General features: G+C 40.9%; 19 protein-coding genes and 1 pseudogene. 10 read left to right on the top strand and 10 right to left on the bottom strand.

Annotated features, from left to right (window positions below; translation table 11 throughout):
- Positions 1–112 precede the first annotated feature (112 nt).
- The 4 genes from B3E00_RS00585 to B3E00_RS00570 all read left to right on the top strand — a co-directional run bounded on the left by B3E00_RS00585 (position 113) and on the right by B3E00_RS00570 (position 4424).
- Complete coding sequence (locus B3E00_RS00585; RefSeq protein ID WP_293936241.1) at positions 113–1168, top strand: 3-oxoacyl-ACP synthase III family protein; 1056 nt, start codon at positions 113–115, stop codon at positions 1166–1168.
- Between the two features lie 377 nt (positions 1169–1545).
- Entirely contained in the window at positions 1546–1737 is a 192-nt protein-coding gene (locus B3E00_RS00580; RefSeq protein ID WP_046676064.1) for a cold-shock protein, read from the top strand.
- A gap of 765 nt (positions 1738–2502) precedes the next feature.
- Complete coding sequence (locus tag B3E00_RS00575; protein WP_293881294.1) at positions 2503–4053, top strand: PAS domain-containing sensor histidine kinase; 1551 nt, start codon at positions 2503–2505, stop codon at positions 4051–4053.
- A 5-nt stretch (positions 4054–4058) separates the two neighbouring features.
- A complete protein-coding gene (locus tag B3E00_RS00570) occupies positions 4059–4424 on the top strand; it encodes a response regulator (RefSeq protein ID WP_209579874.1) in 366 nt (121 codons plus the stop codon).
- Positions 4425–4513: 89 nt separating this feature from the next.
- Here B3E00_RS00570 and B3E00_RS00565 read toward each other — a convergent pair whose 3' ends face one another.
- The 3 genes from B3E00_RS00565 to B3E00_RS00555 all read right to left on the bottom strand — a co-directional run bounded on the left by B3E00_RS00565 (position 4514) and on the right by B3E00_RS00555 (position 8269).
- Positions 4514–4885 carry a response regulator gene (locus tag B3E00_RS00565; RefSeq protein WP_293936240.1) on the bottom strand — a complete coding sequence of 124 codons (372 nt, stop codon included), beginning with the start codon at positions 4883–4885 and terminating at the stop codon, positions 4514–4516.
- Positions 4886–5102: 217 nt separating this feature from the next.
- Positions 5103–5960, bottom strand: coding sequence for a helix-turn-helix domain-containing protein (locus tag B3E00_RS00560; RefSeq protein WP_293880375.1), 858 nt, complete (start codon positions 5958–5960; stop codon positions 5103–5105).
- Positions 5961–6085: 125 nt separating this feature from the next.
- Positions 6086–8269: an ATP-binding protein gene (locus tag B3E00_RS00555; protein WP_293936238.1), complete on the bottom strand. Its 2184-nt coding sequence runs from the start codon at positions 8267–8269 to the stop codon at positions 6086–6088.
- A 278-nt stretch (positions 8270–8547) separates the two neighbouring features.
- On the opposite strand from B3E00_RS00555, the gene B3E00_RS00550 reads away from it, so the two are divergent.
- Positions 8548–8796, top strand: coding sequence for a hypothetical protein (locus B3E00_RS00550; protein WP_209579862.1), 249 nt, complete (start codon positions 8548–8550; stop codon positions 8794–8796).
- Between the two features lie 169 nt (positions 8797–8965).
- Here the strand turns inward: B3E00_RS00550 and B3E00_RS00545 are convergent, their stop codons facing one another.
- The 3 genes from B3E00_RS00545 to B3E00_RS00535 form a co-directional block, all read right to left on the bottom strand.
- A complete protein-coding gene (locus tag B3E00_RS00545; protein ID WP_293936236.1) occupies positions 8966–11095 on the bottom strand; it encodes a TonB-dependent siderophore receptor in 2130 nt (709 codons plus the stop codon).
- 715 nt (positions 11096–11810) lie between these two features.
- Positions 11811–14057: a glucosylglycerol-phosphate synthase gene (ggpS, locus tag B3E00_RS00540; protein ID WP_293936234.1), complete on the bottom strand. Its 2247-nt coding sequence runs from the start codon at positions 14055–14057 to the stop codon at positions 11811–11813.
- A gap of 1 nt (position 14058) precedes the next feature.
- Positions 14059–15048 (bottom strand): NAD(P)H-dependent glycerol-3-phosphate dehydrogenase, encoded by a 990-nt coding sequence (locus tag B3E00_RS00535; RefSeq protein ID WP_293936232.1) that lies wholly within the window; start codon positions 15046–15048, stop codon positions 14059–14061.
- A 169-nt stretch (positions 15049–15217) separates the two neighbouring features.
- On the opposite strand from B3E00_RS00535, the gene B3E00_RS00530 reads away from it, so the two are divergent.
- Complete coding sequence (locus tag B3E00_RS00530; protein ID WP_209579847.1) at positions 15218–16537, top strand: mechanosensitive ion channel family protein; 1320 nt, start codon at positions 15218–15220, stop codon at positions 16535–16537.
- 64 nt (positions 16538–16601) lie between these two features.
- Here B3E00_RS00530 and B3E00_RS00525 read toward each other — a convergent pair whose 3' ends face one another.
- The 3 genes from B3E00_RS00525 to B3E00_RS00515 form a co-directional block, all read right to left on the bottom strand.
- Positions 16602–18725: a cation:proton antiporter gene (locus B3E00_RS00525; RefSeq protein WP_293936229.1), complete on the bottom strand. Its 2124-nt coding sequence runs from the start codon at positions 18723–18725 to the stop codon at positions 16602–16604.
- Positions 18722–19294, bottom strand: a complete 573-nt coding sequence (locus B3E00_RS00520; protein WP_209579844.1) for a hypothetical protein — start codon at positions 19292–19294, stop codon at positions 18722–18724. Before B3E00_RS00520 ends, B3E00_RS00525 begins: the two co-directional genes overlap by 4 nt.
- Positions 19295–19406: 112 nt before the next feature.
- Positions 19407–21413: a BCCT family transporter gene (locus B3E00_RS00515; RefSeq protein WP_293936224.1), complete on the bottom strand. Its 2007-nt coding sequence runs from the start codon at positions 21411–21413 to the stop codon at positions 19407–19409.
- Positions 21414–21766: 353 nt separating this feature from the next.
- Between B3E00_RS00515 and msrA the strand changes: the two are divergent.
- The 4 genes and pseudogenes from msrA to B3E00_RS00500 form a co-directional block, all read left to right on the top strand.
- Positions 21767–22342, top strand: a pseudogene (gene msrA, locus B3E00_RS22190) (peptide-methionine (S)-S-oxide reductase MsrA); the annotation flags it as partial.
- A 24-nt stretch (positions 22343–22366) separates the two neighbouring features.
- Positions 22367–22870, top strand: a complete 504-nt coding sequence (gene msrB / locus B3E00_RS22185; RefSeq protein WP_349681455.1) for a peptide-methionine (R)-S-oxide reductase MsrB — start codon at positions 22367–22369, stop codon at positions 22868–22870.
- 161 nt (positions 22871–23031) lie between these two features.
- Positions 23032–23757: a ferritin-like domain-containing protein gene (locus B3E00_RS00505; protein WP_209579840.1), complete on the top strand. Its 726-nt coding sequence runs from the start codon at positions 23032–23034 to the stop codon at positions 23755–23757.
- A 21-nt stretch (positions 23758–23778) separates the two neighbouring features.
- Positions 23779–24612 (top strand): ferritin-like domain-containing protein, encoded by an 834-nt coding sequence (locus tag B3E00_RS00500; RefSeq protein WP_293880397.1) that lies wholly within the window; start codon positions 23779–23781, stop codon positions 24610–24612.
- 83 nt (positions 24613–24695) lie between these two features.
- Here B3E00_RS00500 and B3E00_RS00495 read toward each other — a convergent pair whose 3' ends face one another.
- Complete coding sequence (locus B3E00_RS00495) at positions 24696–25889, bottom strand: DUF1501 domain-containing protein (protein WP_209579836.1); 1194 nt, start codon at positions 25887–25889, stop codon at positions 24696–24698.
- Positions 25890–25908: the final 19 nt, after the last annotated feature.

Genomic DNA, 25908 nt, shown 5'->3' with positions numbered 1-25908 from the left:
TATATTAATAACGATAAAAAATAAAACGTTAGAAATATGCATGTAGCGATCACAAGAAATCAGCGTAGTTAACAGTATTTAAATCCGTTCAAGGCCTACAAAGGAAAATATTATGAATATTAAGATCATCGGATCGGGCAGCTTCGTCCCATCAAATCGCATTAAAAACGATTACTTTAAAAATCATCTTTTTTTGGATGAGAACGGGCTACCATTTAAACAGTCTCAACTAGTCATCGAAAAATTCAAAGCAATTACCGGAATTGAAGAGCGTCGCTACGCCGATGCTAACCAAGTCGCTTCCGATCTAGCTTTTAAAGCCGGTCAACTTGCCATTGATGATGCGGGTATTGATGCAGAAACACTAGACTATATTATCTTAGCCCACAATTATGGTGATATTCCATATGGTAAAATCCAGTCAGATACAGTACCATGCCTAGCGAGCAGAGTGAAGAAAAAACTTGGTATCAGCAATCCCAAATGCGTCGCTTATGATTTATTATTTGGTTGCCCCGGCTGGAATGAGGGTGTTCTGCATGCCAATGCTTTTATCAAATCAGGGATGGCAAAGCGCTGTCTCGTTATTGGTGCAGAAACGCTATCACGTGTGACTGATCCTTTTGATCGAGATTCTATGATTTACGCAGACGGTGCCGGCGCGGTAATTGTCGAAGCAACCCATGACAGCCGTGGCCTCTTGGCCTTTGAAAGTGCAACGTACGCCATTGAGGAATCCGACTACCTTAATTTTGGACCTTCATACCAGCATGAGCAGCATACGGAAACGCGATATATTAAGATGAAGGGACGCAAGATTTATGAGTTTGCCCTCAGCAAAGTTCCTTTGGCCATGCAAGCTTGCCTTCAAAATGCTAGTATCGATATCAGAGCGATAAAAAAAGTACTGATCCACCAAGCCAATGAAAAAATGGATGAAGCCATTCTCAAAAGATTTTACGCATTGTACAATATGACGGTCCCAGCCGATGTCATGCCAATGACTATCCATAGCTTGGGAAACAGTAGCGTCGCAACCATCCCGACACTATATGATCTCATCAAACGAGGCGAGATTGAAGATCAATCGATACATGAAGGCGATATCATCCTATTTGCTTCGGTAGGTGCTGGAATGAATATAAATGCTTTCCTATATCAAGTTTAAAAAAATGGATGTGCAAATTTATTTTGTCTGTAAAACCTACTTTAGAATGGCCTAATCGCGGAATTACTCATTCATTTTAATAATAGGCTCATAAATACTATGTTTAATAATATTTTATAGTTATATTTGGAAGATAATCGGCTCAATTTGCTTCTCTGAAATCGAAAAGTTATAACACTTCCCGCTCAGTTTCGCATCTTCAGAAGTAATTTTTGTTGTCAAAATAATAGGTGAAGTACCTTTTTGAACTTGAATATACCCAAGCACATTAAACTACAAACATCATTTCTTGCAAACAAATCGATTGAATAGGGTTAAGATATCCGTATCGTAACGCGAATTTATTTATAGAATACTTTAATATAATATATAAAACAATGCAAGAAGGAACTATTAAATTCTTCAACCAAACAAAAGGATTTGGTTTTATTACTCCAGCTGCTGGTGGAGATGACATTTTCGTACACGTATCAGGATTAATCAACGAAGTACGCGAAAATGACAGTGTAACATTTGATGTAGAAAACGGTAAAAAAGGTGTTAACGCAGTTAACGTACGTATCGCATAATTAAGTAAACACACAAGGAGATATCTATTTATCTTCTTGCGAAGTGCACCGGGCAACCGTTGCACTTTTTTTATATATCCGCCATACATCAACTACATTTAATCCGTCAGAAAGACGTTATGATGTCTTTTTTAAATTAGCCCCCAACTTCAACCCCTTGGCCGCTTGTCCACTTGCCTTGTCACGTAATACAGAAGGTCTTTATGTTTAGGAATAATTTTTATTCTCAATAACCCAACAGCTTAATTCACATATTACACCTTTAGTATATATAAAAAACACATATCACTGCACATCAATACAATATGATATTTATAAAGAAATATTCCCTTCAATTTATTTGCTGTACGGCTCATGTTTTAGATGATTTTTCAAATAGGATTGCTCATAAAAGGAATATAACACGATAACAACACTCTGGCAGTGCATGACAAAGGTCTCCAAGAGGTTTTCGACATTCCTAGACCGACAATAAGGAAATAGAATTAAAATTATCAACGGTTAAAATCAAAAATATTTTTAAACATAAAAAACTAAAAATAAACAATTTAACAAAACCCATATAAACTTATGAAATATCATAAATCTACTCAGCCCCGCCCATCGGTTATGTTAAATTTCAAGTTTACTCTGCAGTGCCAATACGAACTTTGTCGTCACCCGCATTTATACGGTATTTCAAATTAGTTATTGCAGTTTTCCATTTAATTTCGAATTTTAAAATTAAATTCGCGCACCATGGTTAAGCATGGTATACTATAGTATATGAGAAAAAATCCTTCCGGAAACAGCAATGCAAAGCAACGTAGTGAGAACAAGAACAATGATATAGATCTTTATCTAAAAGCATTGAATTCAGCCTATTCGGGAATTATTATTACAGACAATTTGCAGCATGACAACCCTATTATTTATTGTAACAAAGCTTTCGAAACCATCAGTGGCTATGCACAAGAGGAAATAATAGGTCACAACTGCCGCTTTTTACAAGCGCAAGATCGTTCGCAAGAAGAACGTAGAATTATCAAAGAAGCGATTCTGCGGGGTGAAGAGTGCAAAATCGAAATTCGTAATTACCGCAAAGACGGAACCCTTTTTTGGAACGAACTTTTTATTTCCCCCGTGAAAAACGAAGACGGACAGGTGACACATTTTATCGGTGTTCAAAATGATATCAGTGATCGAAAAAAAGCAGAACACGATCTTCGTGAAGAAAAGTCACATGTCGAGCTCAAAATACAGCAGAGGACGAAAGAACTTCAGGACAAAGAAAGTTTTTTATCCAGTATTATTGAAACAGTTAGAGAGAGTCTCTTGGTATTAGACGCGAATTATGATGTTCTGAGCGCAAATAAGCATTTCTTAAACTCTTTTAAAGTCACTACAGAGGAAACTGTAGGAAAGCAGTTATTTGACTTGGGTAACCAGCAATGGGATATTGCTTCGTTAAAGGAAATGCTTACACAGATACTGCCTACCAATAATCCAGTGATCGATTATGAAGTGGATCATACGTTCCCTTATATTGGGCGAAAAGTGATGTTGCTGAATGCCTACCGCATTGAATTTGAAGGCAAATACAAAGACCGGATCCTCATCGCGATCGAAGATATCACTGAAAAGAAAGAGCAAGACCGACGTAAAGATGATTTCTTGTCTATCGCAAGCCACGAGCTCAAAACGCCACTGACAACGATTAAGGGGCTTTTTCAGATTGTACAGCGGCTCAGTGTCGAAAATACAGATCCAAAGTATATTTCTACATTAGATAAAATAGCATCCTATATCGACCGGCTAAACCTGCTTATAGCCAAACTCTTGGATACTTCTAAAATTCAATCTGGAAATTTGGAACTGCACATGGAACCATTTGAGATCGATAAGACGATTCAAGACGCCGTAGAGAGTATGCGACTGGCCGTGCCTGACGCTGATATTCATTTTTCAGGCAGTTCGGATAGTATCGTGGAGGGTGATGAACTACAGATTATCCAAGTACTCAATAATCTGCTATCAAACGCTATTAAATATTCGCCAGAATCTAAGAAAATTGAAGTTAGTATTCATAGGGTTGCTAACTTTGTAAAGGTCTCTGTGCGAGATTACGGTATGGGAATAAGCTATCAGGACAGATTAAAGATTTTCGAAAGATTTTTCCGCGTCAGCCATATACAAAAAAAGTTTCCGGGTTTGGGCATTGGTCTCTACGTTTCGCACGAGATCATTGTCAATCACAACGGTACATTGTGGGTAGAAAGTGAGCTGGGGGAAGGATCTACTTTTAATTTTACATTACCCATTGTAAACAATAACTAACAAATATGCAGACTAAAAAGATAATGATCTGTGATGATGACCGAGGGATACTCGAAATGCTCGAACTTTTTTTAGATATGGAAGGATTTAATGTCATATGCGAATCAAATAGTACCAACCTGACGAAGCAATTAATTTCTCATCAGCCGGACCTATTGTTATTGGATCTTTGGATGCCAATAATTTCCGGCGATCAACTGATCAAGATGATCCGAAGCACACCCGAAATTAAAGATACCCCCATCATCGTGCTTTCGGCGAGCGTGGATGGACCAGAGATCGCAAGCGGCTTAGGGGCCAATGGTTTTATCGCAAAACCCTTTGATCTGGTAGATATCACCCAAAAAATTGATAATATACTGAAGAATTAGTCCCTAAATAGGCCGTTGAAATATACTCATTAAAATTTATAGAAGCACTTTTAATCAAAAGTGCTTTTTAATTGAATACAAATAGTATATCAGCGATATGATGGTCGACTCAATTTATCGACCAATAAGAATAGATCGTCCAATTCAAATGGTTTGGACAAAAAGGCGTCGGCCCCACATTCTAAAGCAATCTGTTTGCCGTGCGACTTCGCAGACATCAAGACTACCGGAAGATCGGCGTGTTTCTCCGAATTTCTAAGCTCGCGTACAATATCGTCACCAGCTATCCAAGGCATATCAATATCCAATATTAAAATATCAGGGTATACTTCGTCAACCATGGCCACAAGTTCCCTGCTCTTTGAAACAAGATAGACATTGCTTCGTTCATTTTTTAAAGCCAGCTCCAATACGTTAAGGATGAGCGCGTCATCGTCACAAATAACAATTTTCTTTTTCATTTTTTGATTGTTTATAAACACCGCAATGATTGAAAAATATGGTCTTGGAGAGAATTAAAAAAATAGACCTAAGCTGGGCAGATAATTGGTTACCAAACCTTTTATATCATCTTTCTTTGAGATTTCGACAAGGTAGTCAATTTATGGGATAAACAACTGCTTTATTTATTAAATATTGCTATCACCCACGTCCGACGCTGGTGATAGCGTTGTTTAATCAAATAATGGAAATCCGAAAATCGAGCGGGGTAATTTGTGTTTTTCTTTTGAACAATCGCGTTAGCGACTGCGGATGCTCAAACTTCATTCTTTCCGCTATTTCCGCAACAGAAAGATCCGTTTCGGCCAATAGCTGCTTGGCAACGGCAACTATAAAATTTTCAATATGATACTGTGCTGTCTTTCCCGATACTTTTAGCGAGATGTCATTAAGAAATCGTGCTGTACAATTTAGTTTTTTCGATAATGATGTAGCGGTCGGTGGCGCTAACATACAACGTCGCTCCTGGTCGAAAAATGTATCCAGCTCCTTTAAGAGTTGACACTGCAATGCATTAATTTCATCCGATTTATCTTCCATGAAGCGTTGGTAAAGCCTTTGCATATGGTATAACAATAGATTCAGATAGGACGCGATTATTGTCGAATGAATTTCACTTTGTGGCATTTTGGTCTCTTCAACCAATAGGTTGAAGAGTTTAGCAATAAGATGGTGATCGTTGTCTTTTAAAACCAATGATTCCTGCATTGAGTATTCCAGAAATCCAAGATCCTTTAATCTGTTCCGCAGGCTGTAGCCTTTAAAAAGATCCGATCGAAAGGCAAAATAAGCGCCTTTTTTCAAATACCCTTTTATTTCGGAGGCCGGAAAATAATACTGATTGAAGAATAATAATTTGTTGTACTCTTCATCTCCATCGTTAAATGCTCCATAAACGATTATGAAGCATTTATCTTCAATCAGTTTTTGAGCAGCATTTAGAAATTCATCATCATGATCGAAATCGTCAAAATAATAGGTATGATTTAATTTAAAAGCATATTGCAGTTCACTCATCTTGTCGGCACTCAGCATATATAATTATGTAATGGGTATAAATTATCAAGGTAATGATGCTAAAAAAGTCTCATTATCCTTATGAACCCATACATAATAGCGATTGTTTCCGTTTTTTCAAAATATCATCTCATCCATCGTCACTATATAGCTACAGCAACATCATTGAAGGTGACTGAAAAAGTAGTACCGATGCCAAGTTCACTTTCCACATGTAACGTTGCATTGAGCTTATTAGCAATTTGCTTCACAATGGATAGACCAATGCCCGAACCTTCATAACCTTCGGTATTTGACATACGCCCAAAAATTTCAAAAATTCTTTCACTCTCCTTCAGATCTATACCAATTCCATTATCTTTTACATCATAACGAACGGTATCCCCCTCTCTAACGCTATTGACAGTGACTTTTGGATTTTCCTTCTTACTGCTGTATTTTATTGCATTGCCGATAAGATTCAGAAACAATTGATATATCAAGGTTCTCTCCCCCATAATCGGTAATGTTTGTCCCATTTTAAATTCCAAATGGGTTACCTGATATTGCTGCTTGCAATTCTCAACGATATTAAGAATCTTTGACCGCGGATTGATCGGCTCAAAGACAAAGTCAACATGGTTTACCTTAGACATTTGGTAAACTTTGTCCATCATATCATTCATAAGTTGCGTTCCTTCCAAGATATTTTTCATTGACTTTTCGAGAAACTCCCGAGAGACATCCTTTTTATACAGCAACATCTGAGCCGTTAGCTGAATGGTAGTCAATGGATTTTTAAGATCGTGGGTCAACGTGTACCCAAATGTATCAAGAGCATTATTAGAGCGCACCAGTTCCTTGTTAAGTTTGTCAATTTCTCCCCCGCGCTGCGCAATCGACTGCTGAATGATATGCGTAATGTTTTCAATAAAAGCAAGTTCTGACGGACGCCATTTTTCGGCTTTCCCTTTTGTAATCTTCTTCCAGGCTTCAAACGAAGTGCGTGGCGAAGGAAAAGCGATCTTTTTTTCTGCGTCAATCTGCATCACTTTTTCTGGTTTCCCTGCCCATACTTCTTCAATCAAACGCTCCTTCCTAAAAATATATAAGTACCAATTCGTTACAGGCAAAATACTAATACGCAAGACACCGGGAAAAACCTCCACATCGTCACCAAAGCCAGTACACTTAAATCTATTGGTGACGAAAAACTCCTTAGTTCCAATCTCTTCATCGATCTTTTTAAGAATCTTTTTGTCAGGCACCTCACCGACAGTCATGGTCGCACGATCACGTTTAATGATGAGCCCCTGCCCATTCATGACCTCCATGATCCGCGTTGCATAATTCTCCAACACATCATACAAGTCACGTTTAATCAACAAATCACTTTTTAAACTATGCTCCAGCTGAGACAGGCTTTTATGCATACGAACTTGCTCTTTCTGGAAATCTGCAAGGTAACGGTTTACGGCATATTGAGTCAGCAATGTACATAAATGGCGCTGCGAGAGATCCACATGCATAGGCTCCCGATGCTGACAGGCAACGAGTCCCCAGAGTTCATCATCGACAATGATACTAAAGCTGGCACTGGCCTTTACGCCGGCATTTTTAAGGTATTGCAAATGCATGGGTGAAAGCGCCCTTAAGCTACAACGTGTCAGATCAAAATTTTCTGCAGCCTTGCCCAGGATTGGAATTGCTCGCTCATCCACATCAGCCGTGTGCCGCGCATGGAAGATACGGTAGAGTTCCCGAGCCTGTGCTGGTATATCAAACTCCGGATACCGGTAGTTTAACAGCGATTCTAATTCCTCGCTCCTGCTTTCCGCAATCACCTGACCGCTATTATCCTCCATAAAACGATAAATCATCACCCTATCAAAGTGGATGATATCCTTTATCAGTTCCGTCAGTGCCTGCCAGCAAGATTTACCTTCACGTTGATCTTCCAGATGCTTCGCGTAGTAGTATAATTTGGTTGTCTTTACGGCTTGGGGATTACAGTCTTCAATCTCAAGATATATTTTTCCGTCATACCGATATAAACTGAGAAAATAATCTTGCTGATGAATCGTCACACGCTCGACAAATCTGGCAAATAGACTTTGGGAAACTGCCTGTTCAATTTTATCTCCACGAAGCCCAAACGACGGCGCGACATGATCCAGAACAGCTTCAACGGTCATACCTAACACCGTAGGACATGCTGCCCCCATAATCACTGCACAATTTTCACTTACACCGACACACTTATCATCCTCGAAGATAAATAGATAGCCAAAAGACTGAATATTACCACAAAGATGAATCTTTTCATCATGACAATTAACTTCACGCATACACCTACTATTTCATTAAATAAAAATATGGTAAAATCAATAGTCTTATTCTCCATCAACGCTATCATATCATGCTAAATTAATAAAAATTTTTAGAATGTTAAACTATCCTATTCACACCGCAAACACATGCGGAAATCTTGATCCATTCCGAGGCAATTCTACACCGAAAAACGCACTACATTAGGCATCTTTACCTGCAATTGTAACAATGGCGTTAGCATAGTTTATGGCTTAGATACAAGAACTTTCATATTTTTTTTGTATATTGTCTCACTATGAAGATAGTAGATATAACAAAAGACACGCTAATCAGTGCTCAGAAAGAAGGATTTACCGTATTGATAACCAAATTTAATTCAGATCCATTAAACCCAACTTGGATTGTGGATAAGGTTGAAAAAGACAAGATAGAATCGAGCAAAAAAATACTGAGCGAAAACTACCAATTATGCTATTCTATTAAAGAAGCGATAATGACAGTTGACAGCCGCCCGTTTATTGGGAAATTACAGCTGAATAACTAATCGCATTTAATCGATTTATAAATTCTAACGCATTATTTTAAGCCTCGATAGCTAAGGCACTACATACAACTATTCATTTCTAACCCAGTCAATCGCTTAGGTGATTGACTGGGTTAGAAATTAACATCAATGCTATAAATAATTGGAGCACTGCCTTTAGATTTAGCCGTTAAAAGTGCAGTGACATCGACAAGATACACTGGCGCAGGTTACCTGGGGTGATAAAGCCTCTTCCCCCATAATAATACCGAGTATCAAATAGATTATCGGCAGTCAGATTACATTTAAGTTGGCGGTATGCATAACCAATGTTACCATTACAAAGGATATAGGCATCGGTATAAAAACTCCCCGCATTTTGGCTGTTGATGATTAGATCTCGCCCCACATAGTTCGCCCCGAATCCCACATTCCACTTGCTTTCTTTGGCGAGAAGCCGTTCATAACTTACATACCAAGTGGAAGACCATTTGGGCCCAGCATTCACCGGTCTCAACCCCTCTACCGCTGCGTCAGCAACCGTTATTTTGCTTGTGTTGTGCGCGCCACCTGCATGTATAAAGAGATTGGGTAAGGGTTCTGCCTGTATATCAAGCTCCAGACCGCGGCTATATTGCCGCCCCCCCTGTGTATACTTCGTGGCATCATTAGGATCTGTCATCACCGTGTTGCGTACGTTGATGGCATAATAACTCAATGTCAAGTCAAGTGCATTACCAGGAACCGCTATTTTGACGCCAGATTCTAGCTGACTACCGTATTGCGGTTTGAAATTATACAAAACACCATTTGTACTCGTCGGCGCGAGATTTTGAAAGCCGCTCATATAATTCCCAAAAAATGTCGCCACTTTTGGAAGAAGCTGATAAGTGAACCCTATCTTTGGGGTAATGGTTGATTGTTTATAATCCGCAGTAGTCGTGCCTGTCAGCAAATCTTTCGTCCCCAAATTGATCAGTCTATCATACCGCGCACTGAGCATCAATGTCAATGCATCGGTTGGATGGATAACATCTGAGATATAAGCCGAATAACTATTTTGCGGAGCAACGGAATTGCTGGGCTGTTTAGAAAGCACAAGATTACGGATCAGGTCTGCATGCAATGAATTTGCTCCGGCCAAAGGATTGGCCATGAAGATCGTATCTACATAACCGGCATTTTTATAATTTGCAGCATAGCTATAGCGGTGGTAATCAAGACCGACCAGCAATTTATTGTCCAGCCCCCCTATATTAAAATGACCGATAAAGTTTTGCTGCACCTGATAATTACGCATACCCTCCTCATCATAGTGCAATACCCTCCTTGCTACGGCAGTATTATTTTTGACCAATAAATTTGTTTGATAATCGCCGCTTGATGTACTGTTTGTACCGGCAAAGTTTGTTTCAGACTGCCAATCCGGCGAAATGGCGTAACTTATCTTTGCGTAAAAATTCAGTGAAGACGTTTGCCATAGCAAAGTGTTGTCGGTGTAAGATTTAAAGTAGTCCAAATTCAGGCCGCTGGAATGCTCAACATTGATCAAGCTTCCACCGACGAGCGGATTAGCTGGCGTAAATAAAGGACTATTTGTCGTATTTCTTCGCAAGAATTCTGCTTCTAACCTCACCTTAAGATCCGGACTTAACTGATAACTAAAACTCGGAGCGAGAAAAATACTTTTGTTTATTCCTGCATCCTGAAAACTCTTGTGCGACGTATAGGTACCAAACATTCTGAACAGCGACTTATGGGTTGAATCTAAATGCGTATTTAGGTCGATACCGATGCGCTGCAAAGCATTATTGCCTGTAGCCAGCGAAAAATTCATAAAGCTACTATCAACGGGTACATACGTCAGTACATTGATCAGTCCGCCAAAAGCCATGTTTGTTCCTCCAAACAAAGTACCGCTCGGTCCCTTTATCACATCAATTTGCTGGATATTGCTATTTTCATCACTATACTGTAAATAAGCATTCAAGCCATTTCTAAAATTGCTCCGCGTCCGGAATCCACGAACAGTAAAGTAAGGCGCTACTCCGGCCCAGCTTGGTGTTACACCCGCCGCATTCGATAGCATCGCCGTCTGGGTTGTGTAGTTTCTATTTTTAGTTAGACGTTTACCCACGCTCGCAGTTACCTGTGGATTTTCGTAGTCAGGGATATTCATGCGGGCAGACTGGAAGCTGGCTTTATCTTTGGCTCTGAACCGTGCGTTGATATAAACAGAGTCAAGCTGTTTGGGCAATAGTGAATCTTTGTATTGCGCCCTTGCAGTGCTGCTACAAATGGTTAATAAAAGCGTAAACATGAATGCGTACGCTAAATATATCGTTTTCAAAAGCATTATAAGTTAAAGTGGACCAATAATAAATGTGAATTAAAACTAAAATACAGTATAGCGAATTCCAGACAAACCGAAAGTCGTCATAAAGAATTATAGATTTTATCTCAAAAAAAGGGGATAATCTGGTAGAATTAAGCTAATGAAAAAGATGGGTGGTCTGAGTATTTCATGAAAGAAATCAAACTTAATAAACAAGGTTGACCGCGCCTTGCCAACAGAGCGCTCAGACTTTGGGGTAAAGATTTTTGGCAAAATTGTCGGAAAATAATGGTGACAGAAAAAAACCGGCGTTTTTGAGAAATATTCGTGAACATCTTTCTCCCTTTGCGTTTCCTTTTTCAACATACGCATAAGAAAGCATTTACCATCACAGTGTAAGGATGGCTTACCTTTATTGATACAATAGGTACTTGCAATTTCGGTACGATTCGCATAAAAGCTTAGCACAATAAAAATCTTGCTAAAACTCATTAGGATGACGCATAGCAGCAGCAGGATTATTGTAATCGATTTAAAAATTCTCGCAACCATTATTATAGCCGCAAATATAGCCATTCTTCAGCGAAAAGGGCCAAATTTTTATCAAATTTGACCCTCCTAATCCGTACGAATAAGACAACGGCATCACTATACCCATGATATGATCCATAGGATATCAATTGCCTAAAGCGAGCGCCCATCAATACCTAACAGATTTTTCGAGTTCCTTTACAAAATCCTTCCCCCAATAATGGATATCGTAATGCTCAATATGCTCATACAGCCGACGCGCCCGCACATGAGCCTCGCCCGGTTCCATCACCAAAGCTTTCAACAAGGCATCTTTCATGCTCTTGCGGTCATAGGGGTTTGTCAAAATAGCATAGGGCAGTTCCACCGATGCTCCTGCGAATTCAGAAAGTACAAGTGTTCCTGAAGTGTCCAGTAATCCATGGGTGGCAATGTATTCCTTTGCCACAAGGTTGAGGCCGTCGCGCAAAGGTGTGATCCAGGCAATATCGCTTAACGCATAATGCTTGATGACCTCCTCAAAAGGAAGCGCTCTATAAAAATATTGTATCGGAGTCCAGTTCATCGTAGCATATTTCCCATTGATCTCACCCACCGCCTGATTTACCTGATCGCGGATTTCATCGTAGATTGTCATGCCCTGCGATGGCGGTGTACACACATTCACCAGTTCAATCTTACCCCTAAATTCGGGGTATTCTGCTAAGAACTCTCCAAAAGCCTGAATTTTCTCCAACGGGCCTTTTACATAATCTAAGCGCTCTATAGATATAATACGCGTTACTCCTGATTCGTCTTTGTTTCTTTTGAGCGTATTAATCTCCAGCCTCACCTGGTCATCCATCAAAATCTGTTCGATATGATCCTTGTTTACGCCGACCGGTTGAGCTCCCAACCTGATCTGTCTGCCGTCCACTTCAATGACTTTCGTCATCTGATCTACTCCGAGAGCGCAGCTATAAGTGAGAAATTGATTGGCAACATTCACCTTTTTGATCACTTTAAAAGGGGTATGGCTACGGATCACATCCACAAAATTTTCTACATAACGTGGGATATGAAAACTGATAAAATCGCAAAGCAGCAGACTTCCGATAATTTCTTTGCGCCAAGGAATGATATTAAAAATATCAGCTGCCGGAAAAGCGGTATGATGAAAGAAACCAATTTTCAGATCGGGTCGCACGGCCTTTAAAAACGATGGTACCATCCACAGGTTATACTCATGGATCCATACGAGGGCCGCATCGTCGGCTTCTCTTGCTATACGCTCGGCAAAGTGCTTGTTAATCATCAAGTAGTGATCCCAATCTTCGTGGTTAAACTTTGCACGGTCCACAAAGGAAAAAATAGTTGGCCAAAAGGCCTCTTTTGAGAACACGCGATAGAATTTATCTATGTCTTCTTTTAATAGCGATATGGTGGATGCCACCAGGTTGGGATACCTGCTTTCATCTACCAACTGATTAGGAACCGGCTGTCCATCCGGCTGCAAAACTTCCTCACCGATCCAAAGACCTGAACGCCCCTTTTCAAATAAGCCCAATAATGAAGGAATAATTCCGTTTGGACTTTTCGGAGCCACCCGCACTGTCTTCCCATTGATCGATTCCTTTTCAAAAGGCAATCGATGATAAACCATCACCAGCTGATCGGATTTTTTAGTCCTGCCTTTTTGAGGTGCTATTTTTTGTTCAGTACGGATGAGTTGCTGGAAAGGGCGATATTTACTCATATACTCTAATATACCCCCCGCTCCGGCGGCCTCGGCGGCGTAAGCTGTCTCCATTTGATCAACAGCTTGAAGCAGACCGTCCTCCGACTTTCCTACGGCAACACCACGAAAACCGATCTCAAACAAGGCCAGATCATTGAGGGTATCCCCAGCCACCATTACATCGTCCGGCTCGACATCCAAAAATTCAATCAGCTTTTTAAGCGTTGTACCTTTGTTTACACCTCTCGGAAGCAGGTCTAGATACTGATCGGCCGAAGTAATCATGTCACACTCATACCTGTCGGCCACTTGCTTCACTAGATTGAGGTCTACCTCAGGTTCATAATAAAAAGAGCTGCGCCGCTGTTGTGGTACATGTTGATAACGCAATTGCGGAATCTCATCCAGCGCTGAACGGATCGCATAAGTCTGCGGCCATTTTTCCTCAATTTCGCTCTGCAATGGTTCAATCGCTTCGAGGCTGTGGCCGTTTACCACTGTAGCCCCCACGTCAGCTATAATAAAATCTGGCACCGGAATAAGTGGATCGCTCAGCAAAGGCAATACAGACTCCAGCCCCCTCCCTGTCACAAAAACCAGCTGCATATTCGCACTCGCCTTTATCAATCGATATAATCTGAGGCGATCTTCCATTTTACCCCTCAAAAAAGTTCCATCTAAATCTGTTGCTAATATCATATTATCTTATATTCCTTTCTAAAAGTTTAAATTCATCTTTTGCTGCCATATGGTTATACAACACCCGGTAGGCAGTCTGCAACAGGGGCATATTGAGTCCGAGACTTGATACAGTATTCATTATCCCCTTTGTCGCATAATAACCTTCGGCAACCATTCCCATCAGCCCACGTGCCTCAAAAACCGAAAATCCCTGACCGAGATAATGACCAAACTTCCGGTTGCGGCTATGCTTGGAGTATCCCGTCACCAATAAATCACCCAAATAGGTCGAGTTGCCTAGCCGAGAATTGGGTAGACCAACAGCTTGCAGCAACAATCCAAGTTCGTCGATTGCATTCGCTACCAACACCGCCATAAAGTTGTCGCCATAGTGCAATCCTTCAGCCATACCGCAGACAATACCAACCACATTTTTATAAATGGCCGCGTATTCCACTCCGATCATATCAGCGCTATAGTGTACCTGCATATAAGCTGATGCAAATCCTTTCGAAATCTTTTGAATAACGCTTTTATTTGATCCACATAAGGTTATATAGGTTTTTTTGCTTCTAGCAATTTCTTCCGCGTGGCAAGGGCCCGCGATAATTGCCTGCTGTAAGTCGGTTAGCTCAAAATACCTGGCAATGAAAGCACTGGGAAGCAAATTATCCGGCCCAACGGTTCCTTTTATTGCGGTCATCACAAATTTGCCGCTCATGTCCTTTTTGGGGATTGCTTCGCAAACATGATCCAGGTGCGCACTTGGAACGACAAATAGGATTACTTTCGAACGCGCCACGATCATATCCAGCTGATCAGAAGCATAAATTTTTGTATTATCAAGTTTTAAAAAAGATAGGTAGTCGGGGTTGACAGCATCTTCATTGATCGAGCGTACCTGTTCGGAACGCCGCATATACCAGTTCACATGGATGCTATTTTCTGTCAAAATTTTAACCAGGGCCGTGGCCCAACTCCCACCACCAATCACACTAATCTCATTCAAATTATTGGGGGTTTTAAAGATGCAAAAGCAGCGATCTTTTGCTATCGGATTATCTATTAATTTACAAAATTAGCAAAAAATTAATCAATAAGCAAAAATTAGTTAATAAAGGCGTATTTACACCCAGAAAAACACGTGTTAATATTTTTTCTTAAATTTGTCTGTTCATATGAAAAATTTAAATATGCTAAATCTCAGTGAACAATCATCAAATTCAATCTATCAGTACATTTTCGATCTCTTCTCAAAATTAGGCTTACCCGAACAGCAGGCCCACATAGCAACCGCAGCTGGGCTCCTTTTGACCGCAGCGTTACTCCTCTACGTGCTCGACTATATCATACGTCGCGTATTTCATACAGCGCTAAATAAAATTGCCCTTCGAACCTCAACCAAATGGGATGATTACCTTTTGAGCAATAAGGTACATGTCCGCCTAAGTCGCACTATTCTCGTTCTGCTGGCACGCCAGCTATTACCAATAATTTTCCTGGGCTTTCCAGTGTTAACGGTTGCTTTGGTCAAATTTCTTGATTTAGTGGTTTTGCTGACTATCTATCATCTTGTAAATAGCTTATTGAAAACCTGCCGTGATATCTTCCGCACTTCAAATGGTTTTAAAGATAAGCCCATCGACAGTTACCTACAGGTGGTGCAGATCTTTTTAATTTTTGTGATCGGGACACTGGCTGTTTCACTTCTAACAGGAAATTCACCATGGTCCTTTCTCGTGTCGCTGGGCGCAGCGTCCGCAATTCTGATGTTGGTATTCAAAGACACAATTTTGGGATTTGTAGCCAGTATTCAAGTGTCGGCCAATGACTCCGTACGTGTAGGCGACTGGATTGAAATGCCCAAGTATGGTGTAGACGGCGATGTGCTACAAATTAATCTTAATAATGTCAAAATACAGAACTGGGACAAAACCATTGTCACTATACCGACCTATACGCTTCTCAGCGATTCATTCAAAAACTATCGCGGAATGCAGGAGACTGGCGGTCGTCGTATAAAACGTGCACTGAATATTAAAATGTCATCAGTAAGGTATCTTAGCGAGGAGGAAATAACAGCCTTGAAAAATATCCGCATATTATCACCGTATATTGATCAGCGCGAACGCGAGATTGCCGCGTACAATAAGACGTGGAATACAGACAATTCTTCGCCAGTTAATGGGCGAAGAATGACCAATATTGGTTTATTTCGGGCTTATGTCCTCGCATACGCAAAAAATAACCCTAATATCCACCAAGAATTGACATTACTGGTACGTCAGCTGGCTCCGACAGAATATGGCATACCATTAGAGTTATATATGTTTACCAAGGGAACACAATGGGTATATTTTGAAGATACGATGGCCGATATTTTTGACCATCTGCTCGCAGCAATCAAACACTTTCACTTGCAAATCTTTGAATTGCCAGCGGCAGACGATTTGCGTTTGCTTGTATCGAAAAAAGAACGTGCTGAATCTAGTTTGTAATAACCAACTAAGAGTGCCTAGTGGTTTTCATATGAAAACCACTAGGCATTTATCATTAAATGGTTTATCGGAATACCCGTTGTATCAGTTTACCGATCTCCGCAAAATCCTGGTGATTGCTAATCGCGCGCTTTTCTGACACATCACTGTTATTTTCAGTAAAGGGATAAATCAGCAGATAATTGTTTTCGATCTGATTTTCGTTTAGGTATTGGGTAATGGTATGAATAGGCGATCTATACGAAAAACGGTTACGGTCGGCCATTAGCACGATTAACCCCTGATCAGATGTTAGTCCGCCGATAACCTGATCCACTTCTTTCCAGTCGGATATGTTAACAAATGAAGCTTCCACAGCAGACTTTTTGATAATCCGATGGAGAATTTCGATGATATCAGCTGTACTGTAGAATATAAGTGGGGCGCTCGAATTGCGGGCAATATTCCATATTTTTGATAGCGCTTCAAAAAAGCCGGATTCCCGGTATGCCAATGGCGGGATAAGCACAACATACTCTTTTACAGTTGAAATCGGTTGAACGGCACGGTACAACATCAAATTGACATGCTCATTTTTTAAGTAGCCGTTGTACAGATTATACATAAAAGACGTTGAAAAGCCCTTATCTTTATCCAGGCCGATGATAAGATCCGAAATGGATTTTTCTTTGATCACATTATTTATTCCGTCAACTACTCCGTTGTCATGCCGGGTAATGGCCTGCAACTGGACATCAGCCGCTGCTCCCAGCTTCACTGCAGATTCAAGAATCCTTTCTGCATTTTTTACAGAAGACTCATTTTTATCCTCACTGATGATATTTAAAGCAAAAAGCTGGTCGTCTTTTGATTTTGTACGAATCAGCAGTCCCAAATTGACCATCTTTTCAGTCATCTGTTCCGTATTGATCGGCAATAGGATATGAGCATCGGGAAGCTTATCCCCTGCTATGGTATCTTCCCGATCTGCCTCCGCAATTCGCTGCGCACTGGACATCGACACAAAGGATGAAATGGTACAAGAAATTAGAATCAGCAAAATACTTCCGTTCAGCACATGCTCGTTGAGCAAACGAATAGGTTCACCGTCTGTCGTTTGCCCAAGGATAATATTATAACCAACCATAACCGCAGCCAATGTGGCGGCGGCAGAAGCCGAGCTCATCCCAAATATAAGCATCCCCTCTTCCCTGCTAAGGCAGAAGGTCTTTTGCGTCAGCAGGGCAGCTATATACTTACCACCAATAGAGGCCACCAGCATGATCGCTGCCACACCCAGGGTTTCCCAGCTTTTAAAAAAAGCCGAAAAGTCAATTAGCATTCCCACGCTGATCAGAAAGAATGGAATAAATATAGCGTTTCCAACAAATTCGATCCGATTCATCAAAGAGGAAGTAAGTGGAATCAGGCGATTCAGTGCCAGTCCAGCAAAAAAAGCACCAATAATGGATTCAATACCGGCCAGCTCCGCCAAAATCGAAGCCAGATAGATCATTACTACTACAAATATATATTGCGAGATCTTGTCCGATACATTTTTAAAAAACCAGCGCGCTATAATCGGGAACACTAACAGAACAACCAGCGCAAAAGCAACCATAGCAACACTTAAACGAATCCAAAAGGCAGTGCTCACATCGCCCTGAGAAAGGCCGACAATAACTGCCAATACCAAAAGCGAAAGTACATCTGTAATCATTGTCCCTCCAACGGTAATATTGACGGCAAGATTTTTTGTTATGCCCAAGCCACTGACCAATGGGTAAACGATCAGTGTATGCGACGAGAATAAACTGGCAAATAGAATCGACGTTGATAGCGAAAAATGTAATACATAATATCCCCCGATAAATCCGAGTATAAAGGGCGCCAAAAAAGTATAGATTGAGAACGTGATACTTTTCCATTTATTTTTCTTAAAGTCACCCATATCGATTTCTAGACCAGCTAGAAACATTATGTAAAGCAGCCCTGTCGTTCCCGTCACCACGACACTGCTGTCTCGAGAGAGCATATTGAAGCCGTAGGGCCCGACGATCGCACCTGCAACCAGTAAACCTAGCAGATGTGGAACTTTTATTTTATTGAGTAGCAGAGGCACCAGCAATATAATGAGCAACTCGATAAAGAACTTAAGTAAAGGGTCTTCAACCGGAAAAGTAATGTGGTGAATACTGGCTAGGATCATTTTTCAGTGGGTGTAAGTTCAATAGAAAAGTTTGCTTGGCAATCGCCTTTCGTGCCGACCGTCTGTGTTCCGCGCATGATCTTAGAACCAATCAGATCAAGGTTCATTTGCACCCTCGCCCTACTTTCGTCCATACTGTCTTGTACTTGGACCAGGCTAATCCGATTATCCGATAAAGAACCTTTAAAGAGTCGCATCGTTTTATTTTTGGTATAGGTCTTTACATAAATACCTGAAGCATCAGCCACAAATTGCCATTGCTCGTTCCTTTGGTCACCAATTACATAATTGTTGCAGTTCGACGAACGGCAGACCAATCTACTGCTCCATTGTCCGGCGATCGAATCTGGCCAACGCTGAACGATGGTGTCGGGCTTAAGCTGCTTGGATTCTGCCGCATGCAGACTATCTCGCATAGCTAACAATGCTTCGTATTCGGACTCTTTCTGCGCAAATTCGTGTTCTTTCTTGACAAGCTGTTCTTCACGATTTTGTAAATCTGCCCTTCCCTTCGAATCGCATGATATGATGAGAAGAGAAAACAATGTTAAATACAGTATCTTTTTCAATCTAATTACTTTTTAATATTTATAAATGTCAAGTAGTCTTGCGAGCTAAAAACACCCTAAATCCTTATAAAACCACTATTTTTTAAATAGACAAGATTTCTTTCGTTAAACATCATCGGAGGTTTTCATTGGCATTGCTACTGATAAAAATTTCATTTTTCTCTTCCGAGATAATTTCCAGAAAACGGTCGTAGTGCTTCAATACATCGCTGATTAATTCGTTTTTCGTAAAGTACTGAACGTCATAACCCTCACGTGCATCCCCAAAATAAGATTTGGGAAAATACGTTTTATTATCGTCGAAGTCTGGAAGATTCTCTTCTTCAACCACATAATCAGAAACCACTTTGACCTGGCTTTTTACACCATAGATAAAATTGTTGATTACGTCATGCCGGATTTCAATTTGTATCCGCTTGGGTTGCTCAAACTCGCGAATATTTGCTTCTATACGATTATGCTTGAATTCCGCCTGCAAATCCTCAAACGCTAACATCACGGTGTTCTTCATAAACTCTTCAACAGATTCACGACTTTTGAATGAGACAATCTGTTGGAGGCGATCTTTCCAAAATTCGCCCGACCAGGGAACCGTACTGACCGAAAAATCACGTTCATAATAACTTCGATCAATGGTCAATGCTTTGACCAAACTGACGCAAAAAAGCAACATAATCAGCGAAAAAGGCAAAGCTGTGATAAGTGTCATGGTTTGCAATGCCTGCAGTCCACCCGTATTTAACAACATAAGTGCTAAGATTGCCAACAAAGCACCCCAAAAAACCATTTGCCATTTCGGTGACTTCTCCGCATTCTTAGTAGAAATGCTATTCATCACAAAGATCCCCGAATCGGCTGAAGTCACAAAAAAGATAATGATAATCAAAATGACCATGTAGCTGACTATCTCGGAGAACGGTAAGTAGTCCAAAAACCTAAACATCAAGGCATCAGGATTATCAGCCAAGGCACTCAGTGCACCTTTGGCAAAATGCAGATCAAACCACATTGCACTGTTACCAAAAACAGACATCCATACAAAATTAAATATGGTGGGAATAATAAGTACGGCCGCAATAAATTCGCGAATGGTCCGCCCTTTGGATATCTTAGCAATGAATAATCCTACATAAGGCGACCATGATATCCACCAGGCCCAGTAAAGAATTGTCCAATTGTAGAACCACGGCAGCGTAGCTTCGTCATAGACATGCGTATCGAAAGTCAAACTAAAGAAATTGTTCACATAATTACCGATTCCTTCCGTAAAACTTCCAATAAGGTAAACCGTTGGTCCTAAGAAAAGTACAAACAATAGCAGGACGACAACGGTGATTATATTAATTTTACTCAAAAGCTTTACTCCCTTATCCACCCCTGAAGTTGCGGATAAGATGGATAAGAGAGTCAACACGCCAACAATCAAGATTTGATAAGCGAAGTTATTTCCCGAGACAAGTCCTAAAGTTTGCAAGCCTGCATTGACTTGCACCACCCCAAAACCGAGCGTCGTCGTAATACCAAAAAACGTACTGCAGAGGGCAAATACATCAACGGCATTACCCCATTTTCCATTAATCTTGTTTTTCAACAAGGGATAGAAACAACTTCTTAGCGAAAGCGGTAGTCGATAACGATAAGCGAAATACGATAAAGAGAGTCCCACAACGCCATAGATCGCCCAAGCATGAATACCCCAATGAAAAAATGTATACAGCTGAGCAGTTTGAACCCGATTAATATTGTGATGTCCAGCAAATGCGTCCGTTGAAAAATGCTGCATCGGCTCAGCAACGCTGAAATACATCAAGCCAATTCCCATACCGGCAGCAAATAACATGGATATCCAGGAAAAGAATGTATACTCGGGCTTACTGTCGTTACTTCCCAACTTGATATTACCAAATTTACTAAACATCAGGTAGAGGAGGAAAATAACAAAGAGCGTAACGGCCCATACGTAAACCCAATTGAGGTTAACAAAGATAAATTGTTTGACCGTATCTAGCATACGGACAGCCAAAGTCGGAAAAAACACCGACAATAGACAAACGCCTACAATGAAGATCACACTTGGAATGACAATTCCTCTATTAAACGTCGATTTTGACAAGCTCACAAGAATTAAGTTTTGTTTATACTGCGGTCTTACAACCAATTAAGATTTTATGTTACGAATTAGTGCGCTTAACGATATTGCACTTCGGAAATAGATTGTAGTTTTAACAACTAACTGGCGAAATTGTTTGTAAACCATCTTACTCAACTGTAGTTGTTCGCCAAAAAAAATAGTAGATTGTCTTCTGTAGGTAAAAAAGGATTCCATTTTGAAAACTTTTCCTTAATACTTTATGGAAATTCATAGCGAAACCTATCGTAAGATAACGGAGTCAAGATCCTCAATTTTCAAATTGATTAAAACCAATTCGGGTCTTTACATCGTATATTAGAAAACAAGAACGGACAATCGCTATGAAAAAAGCATTTTTATTACTATTACTAGGGTTAGGCTTATTTATGCTTAGCAAATTTGGGTTTTCACAGAAATCGGATCCATCCAAACCGATTGAGAAACAATCGGCGGACCATAGAGCCAAGCATGATCAGGTTATTTATTTTGCCGGCGGATGCTTTTGGGGTACCGAGCATTTTTTCAAACAGGTGCGCGGCGTTACGGGCACGGAAGTAGGCTATGCCAATGGTAATTTTAAGAATCCAAGCTATGAGCAGGTTTCCACCGGAAAAACAGGCTTTGCTGAAACGGTCAAAGTCACCTATGATCCACAAATAGTTGAGCTTAAGCTTCTCGTAGATCTGTTTTTAAAGACAATAGATCCCACGTCCCTCAATAAACAAGGGAACGATATCGGAACACAATACCGTACCGGTATTTACTATACCGATAACGCAGTTATTCCAGTTATTAAGGAAAGCCTAGCCGAACTGGACAAGAAATATCCGGCAAAAATAGTTGTTGAACTCGAGCCCTTACAGAATTACTACGATGCGGAGGCGTACCATCAAAAATATCTAGACAAAAACCCGGGTGGCTACTGCCATATCGTTCCAGAGATGTTTGATCTAGCGCGCAAAGCTAACCCTGCTCCCAAAGATGTTACTGCGCCGAAAAGTTACCATAAAAAAGATAGAAGCACGCTCAAAAAGGAACTTACACCACTGCAATATGATGTAACGCAGAATCAGGCCACTGAACGGGCCTTTGACAACGCATACAATAATGAGTTTAGAGATGGCATTTACGTGGATATTACCACCGGTGAACCGCTATTTGTTTCGACAGATAAATTTGAATCAGGTTGTGGATGGCCCAGCTTTTCCAAACCGATCAATCCCGACTTAGTCGAAGAATTATCTGATAACTCCCACGGTATGCGCCGCACAGAGGTACGCAGCAAAACCGGAGATGCTCATTTGGGACATGTTTTTGATGATGGTCCGGCGGACAAAGGCGGTTTACGTTATTGCATTAATAGTGCATCGCTCCAATTTGTGCCCAAAGAAGAGATGAAAGCCAAAGGCTATGAAAAATATCTGCCTCTACGGGTCAAGAAGTAAAACGAATCACTTCAACGCTTCTTTAAAAAACTGGTGCAAGTCTGCATCAGTTTTTTTTTGAAAAAAATAAAAAAAATTTAGGATTTAGAAATCCAAGCTTTCCAAAAAGTCGTAAATGATGATAAGTACAGAAAAATATTATAAACTAAAAGACTTTTGTTATGGAAAAGATAACAACTCCCCACAACGATTCGCTATTGACTCCCAATGGTGAAATAGACAAAAAGGATCTCCGCAGAAGAGATTTTTTAAAGTTTGCAGGTGCCAGTGCAGCATCGCTGGCCATTCTCGGTTTGTCGAGCTGTAAAAAAGACCATGATGATAACATGGATAACGGCGGAAAAGGACTATATTTTGGTAGTGGCGATATAGCTATCCTCAATTATGCCTATGCCCTCGAGCAACTCGAAGCTGCTTTTTACATTCAATTGGTCAATAATCCCTACTCAGGCATGACCGATATGGAAAAGGCCTTCTTTACGGATATCCGTGATCACGAGATTGCACATCGTGAATTTTTTAAAGTTGCGCTGGGTGCCAAAGCAATCTCCAGCCTTGAATTAAATCTTTCAGGTATTAATTTTAGCAGTCGGGAAAATGTCTTGGCAACCGCCAAAACATTTGAAGATCTCGGCGTATCCGCATATAATGGTGCTGGATGGCTTATCAAAGACCCTAATTACCTGCTGTTGGCCGGAAAGATTGTTTCGGTAGAAGCGCGGCATGCCGCTTGGGTAAGGGATATGATCGATAATGGCAGCTTCGCCAACCCGGAAGTTGTTGATTCCAATGGACTCGATGTTGCTAAAAGTCCCAGTGTCGTCCTGAGCGCCGCCGCACCCTTTATCAAATCTAAAATTGATGTATCGGATCTACCCACTTATTAATTCACCTAAATACGGATTATCATGAATCTTTTAAATGTTTTTGACCAAATAAATGCTGTAGATCCTGAGTTCAGCGATCGTATCAGCCCACGTCGCGAGGCTATTAAAAATCTAGCTTCCATGAGTAAAAAAGTAACCTTGGCAGCGCTGCCCTTTTTTGTCAGTGAACTTTTCAAAAAAGCGTACGGTGCAACCGCTCCTACGGATGTCAATGGCGTCCTTAATTATGCACTCACGCTCGAATATTTGGAGGCCGAATATTATACAATGGGGGTTGCTAAATCTGGACTTATTCCTTCGGGTAAACCACTTGGCGCTATTACGACCATACGGGATCATGAAGTCGCCCATGTCAACTTTTTGAAACAGGTATTGGGTAGTAAGGCTGTATCGAAGCCAACATTTGATTTTACAGCCGGTGGCACTTTTGGAAATGTCTTTAGCGATTATGACACATTTTTGGCGGTTGCACAGGCGTTTGAAGATACAGGTGTACGGGCTTACAAAGGCCAAGCAGGCATCTTAGTTGGCAATCGGGTTGTCCTTACTGCAGCACTGCAGATTCATTCGGTTGAAGCTAGGCATGCATCGCATATCCGTCAGATGCGTCGTGCACGCGGGGGCGCTGCTGCAAATCAAAAACCTTGGATCACTGGTGCAAATGATTCTGGTATCGGTACCGTGGTCGACGCTGTATACGCTGGTGAAGATAATGTAAAACAGGCAGGTGTTGATATTACGGCACTCACCAGTTCCATGGGAAAGATCTCCACAAATGCGGCTACACAATCTTTTGATGAACCATTATCTGCAGAAGCTGTACTTAACATTGCAGGTTTATTTATCAAAGCTTAATAGAAGTCAAACTACCTGTAAAAACAGCCCTGGTCTGCTATTCAGATCAGGGTTTTTATAATATACCTCATACACAGTATGTTTCATATAAAATCATAAATCCCATTTTTCCAGCCTAATATTTTGTCAGAATCGGCATTAAGCCAGCTTTTAAGTAACGTAGCATACACCTTTCTGAAATCCTCGGTATACTGGAGATCACCCTCATTCAGTTGGGTCAGATCCGGCAAATCATTCAGTAATCCTTGCTTTTTTAATCCGCCCGAGAGAAAGAAGAGCTGATTGGCTGTACCATGATCGGTACCATTGCTCGCATTCTGTGCCACCCTCCGGCCAAATTCCGAAAAGGTCATGAGCATAACATGCCGGAAAAGTCCATTTTTCTTTAAATCCTCTACAAAAGCTTCTACTGCATCGTTGATCGTGCGGAATAGGCTCTCCTGCCGTTGATTTTGATTGATATGCGTATCAAAACTACCGATCTGCAAATAATAAACCTGCGTATTGATATCCGATTTAATCAACGAAGACACCGTTTTCAGGTCCTTCCCAAGCACCGAGTCTGGGTACGTCGCTGCAGTTTTACTAGCTTTGCTCTGTTCAAAGATATAATCGGCATTGTTGAGGGTATCCCCCAGTGTCTGGTACAGATAAGCAACTGTTTCGTCTTCATGTTGATGCTGATGTTCCTGATACAGCTTTTTAAAATACGCTTCACGACTTGTCTGATAAAGCTTTTTGGGGTCTTTAAACGCAAACGCTTTTTGTTGCCTTCCTTTGAGCGCGAGGCTAAGCATATCGTTCACCTCCAAAGCTTGCGTAGGATGGTCGCAGTCGTAACAGACCTGATCAAGATAGCGTCCTATCCAGCCGCTATCCAAGTATTCATCACTTCGGCTCGCGCTATGCCAGATATCCATGCTACGAAAATGCGATTTGTTTGGATCGGGATAACCGACATTGTTAAGCACTGCCAGTTCGCCACGATCAAAAAGTGTTTTAAAAAATGGCAAAGCTGGATGAATACCCGCTTCATCCGTGAGCCGCAGCGCATCATTGATGGCAATCGTCTGTCGTTCCCGAAAGTAAATATCGTTACGGATCGGAATTATCGTGTTAAGCCCGTCGTTGCCCCCGCTGAGCTGCACTATCACCAGTACCTTATGCCGACTTTCCAGCGCACTGGACGAAGATAGGGCTTTTAAGAAATTAGGCAACAGTAGCGATGCCGACACGAGTGACCCCGCTTTGAGAAATTGCCGTCGTTTAAGGATCATAGTATTCGTTCTTCTAACA

It is taken from the genome of Sphingobacterium sp. UBA5996, from assembly GCF_002429765.1.
Classification (GTDB): domain Bacteria; phylum Bacteroidota; class Bacteroidia; order Sphingobacteriales; family Sphingobacteriaceae; genus Sphingobacterium.
The sequence above is the reverse complement of the archived record's forward strand: the minus strand, read 5'-3'. Positions and strand labels throughout refer to the sequence as shown.